Consider the following 2,360-nt stretch of genomic DNA (forward strand, 5'->3'; position numbering starts at 1 on the left):
CGTACTCGCGGATACCGAGCACAGAATTGTGATTGTCGCGGAGTAGCGCCAGACGGGCTCCCGGCTGGAACGGAAACGATTCACCGACAAGCCGACCGCATCCAGTCCCGGATGGTTGCCTCCCGCTCGAGCTGTGGAATGGTGCAGCCGGGCAGGTCGTCACCGAACGACAGCGCGGCGTTGTCGGCCACCCAGAGGCCGTACTCGGTGCGGAGCCGATCCAACTGTGTTGCCGCGGCGTCCGGGTCGACATCGAGGTGCGGGGCTGTCGCGCCGACCAGTGCGATGCGTGAGATGCGCTGGGTGCCACGGCGGCTGAGGTATCTGATGACCTCGCCGCCACCCATCGAGTGGCCGACCAGCATGACATCGGTGAGGTCGAGCCGGTCCAGCAGGGCGGCCAGATCGTCGGCGAGAGTGTCGAATTCGTATCCGGTGCCGGAGTCGTCGGATCGCCCGTGGCCGCGGCGGTCGTAGGCGATTGTTCGGTAGCCGTGCCCGGCCAAGTGCAGCATCTGGTGCTGCCACATGTCGCTGCTCATCAGCATGCTGTGCACGAACACGATCGGCCGGTCGGCGCCGTAGTCCCGGTAGAACAGTTCGGTTCCGTCGGGTGTGGTCAGGTAAGGCATTCGGCGTTCCTCGGCTTTCGATGTTGGGGTGGGAGATCGCGGAGCTATGCGGCGGCCAGGGGCCGGATGGTGAGCTGATAGTCCTCCCGGATCCGGCCGTCGGCGTCGAGAAGCAGGAAGACGCGTGCGGCCCAAGCGATCTCATCGGTGTCGATGGTGATCAGCTGGATGGTGAAGCTGACGATGTCGTGGTGGCGGCCGGTGTCACCGGCGTGGGTCACCCGGTACCTGCCGCTGTCGACGAATTCGTTGTAGGCGTGGGCGATCCGGGTGTCGAGCTCATCGAGCCCCTCGAACCGGGCGCCCTCGACGTACTCCACGCCGTCCTCGACCCACAGGTCGGCGACGGCCTGGCGGCGCAACAGTGCGTCGGGCTGGTTCCAGATCGACGTGTAGCGGTCGGCGACGATGGTGGCCTCGTCTATGCGGCCGGTCGATCCGATCGTGTTCGTCATGGCGGTGAGCGTCCTTTCCGCGGCCCCCGGTGGGCCGCTGCTACCACGGTCGGCGCTGCCGCGGCCGGACGGTCAAGCCGAAAACCGGTGAGAACTCTCCCGTAGGGGGAGGCTCCAGAATGGTGGCCATGCTCGCGTACATGTCGATCGGCGACTTCTCCCGCGCCACCCATCTGACGGTCAAGATGCTGCGCCACTATCACCAGATCGGGCTTCTTGCGCCCGCCGAGGTCGATCCGCAGACCGGTTACCGCAGGTACAGCACCGAGCAACTGGCCACCGCGCAAGTCGTGCGGCGGTTCCGTGACCTGGACATGCCACTGGAGGAGATCCAGGCGATCCTGGCGACGCCGGATCCCGGCACCCGCAACGAACGCATCGTGGCACACCTGGAGCGCCTGCAGAAACAACTCGACCGCACCCAGCACGTCGTGGACCAACTGCGCCACCTGCTGACCCGGTACCCCTCCGAACACACACCCGTCGAACTGCGCGCCACACCGGCGGTCGCGGCCGCCGCCGTCACCGAGATCATCGCCGCGCAGGAGGGCGCAACGTGGTTGCAAGGCGCGCTCGGCGAACTCCACGCCACTCTCACCGCGCAGGGACTGGCACCGGCCGGTCCGGCCGGTGGAATCTACTCCGACGAGGTGTTCACCGACCATCGCGGCGAAACGACCATCTTCGTACCGTGCACCGGCACCGTCCGCCCCGTAGGCCGGGTGCGTCCGGCGGTCGTGCCCGCCGTCGAACTCGCGGTGATGTGCCATCTCGGCTCACCGGTCGATGCCGACCGCACGTACGCCGCCCTGGCCACCTACGTCGCCCGAAACGCGCTCGGCGTGCCCGGTCCCATTCGGGAGTACTACATCGTCGGCCAGCGCGAGACCGCCGACTCCTCCCGATGGCGCACCGAAATCGGATGGCCGGTATTCCTCACCAACACCACGAAGCCGCAATAAGAACCGAGCCACGTTGTAGCGGAACCACCCAACCGGTCCCCCTCACCACGGTCACGCCCACCACACGACAGCCACGCACTTGTAATAGCCGCATACCGAGCGAACGACCCGAGTTGACGCTTGGGGGTGTGCGCGGTGGTCTCCGATGGGCCAGCGGAGCGCCGATCGCCGACAACTTGGTGGAATCGGTAGGTCAAGCCATGGTCTACACCCGCCGATCGCCTACCGGCACGATCCGAATCGCTGGCCCTTCGACCGTCAAAGTGTTCGGGTTGTGGAGCGTTAGGCTCATCGAACAGTGAAGCCGCAGG

The 2,360-nt window shown here is 66.5% G+C and carries 3 protein-coding genes; 1 reads left to right on the forward strand and 2 read right to left on the reverse strand.

Translation table 11 applies throughout. From position 1 onward, the window contains the following. Positions 1-80 precede the first annotated feature (80 nt). Positions 81-632, reverse strand: coding sequence for an alpha/beta fold hydrolase (locus tag ABZW16_RS43750; RefSeq protein ID WP_354962068.1), 552 nt, complete (start codon positions 630-632; stop codon positions 81-83). Between the two features lie 44 nt (positions 633-676). Continuing rightward, on the reverse strand, positions 677-1,087 hold the full coding sequence (locus tag ABZW16_RS43755) for a hypothetical protein (RefSeq protein WP_354962069.1): 411 nt from the start codon (positions 1,085-1,087) through the stop codon (positions 677-679). A 128-nt stretch (positions 1,088-1,215) separates the two neighbouring features. Here ABZW16_RS43755 and ABZW16_RS43760 point away from each other — a divergent pair, with 128 nt between their 5' ends. After that, on the forward strand, positions 1,216-2,049 hold the full coding sequence (locus tag ABZW16_RS43760; RefSeq protein ID WP_354962070.1) for a MerR family transcriptional regulator: 834 nt from the start codon (positions 1,216-1,218) through the stop codon (positions 2,047-2,049). The last annotated feature ends 311 nt before the right edge of the window (positions 2,050-2,360 follow it).

The sequence above is a fragment of the Nocardia sp. NPDC004604 genome (assembly GCF_040609795.1).
Classification (GTDB): domain Bacteria; phylum Actinomycetota; class Actinomycetes; order Mycobacteriales; family Mycobacteriaceae; genus Nocardia.

Bases quoted from the DNA above. Each gene is read 5' to 3' on its own strand.
- ABZW16_RS43750 (WP_354962068.1), bottom strand. From the start codon at position 632: ATGCCTTACCTGACCACACCCGACGGAACCGAACTGTTCTACCGGGAC.
- ABZW16_RS43755 (WP_354962069.1), bottom strand. From the start codon at position 1,087: ATGACGAACACGATCGGATCGACCGGCCGCATAGACGAGGCCACCATC.
- ABZW16_RS43760 (WP_354962070.1), top strand. From the start codon at position 1,216: ATGCTCGCGTACATGTCGATCGGCGACTTCTCCCGCGCCACCCATCTG.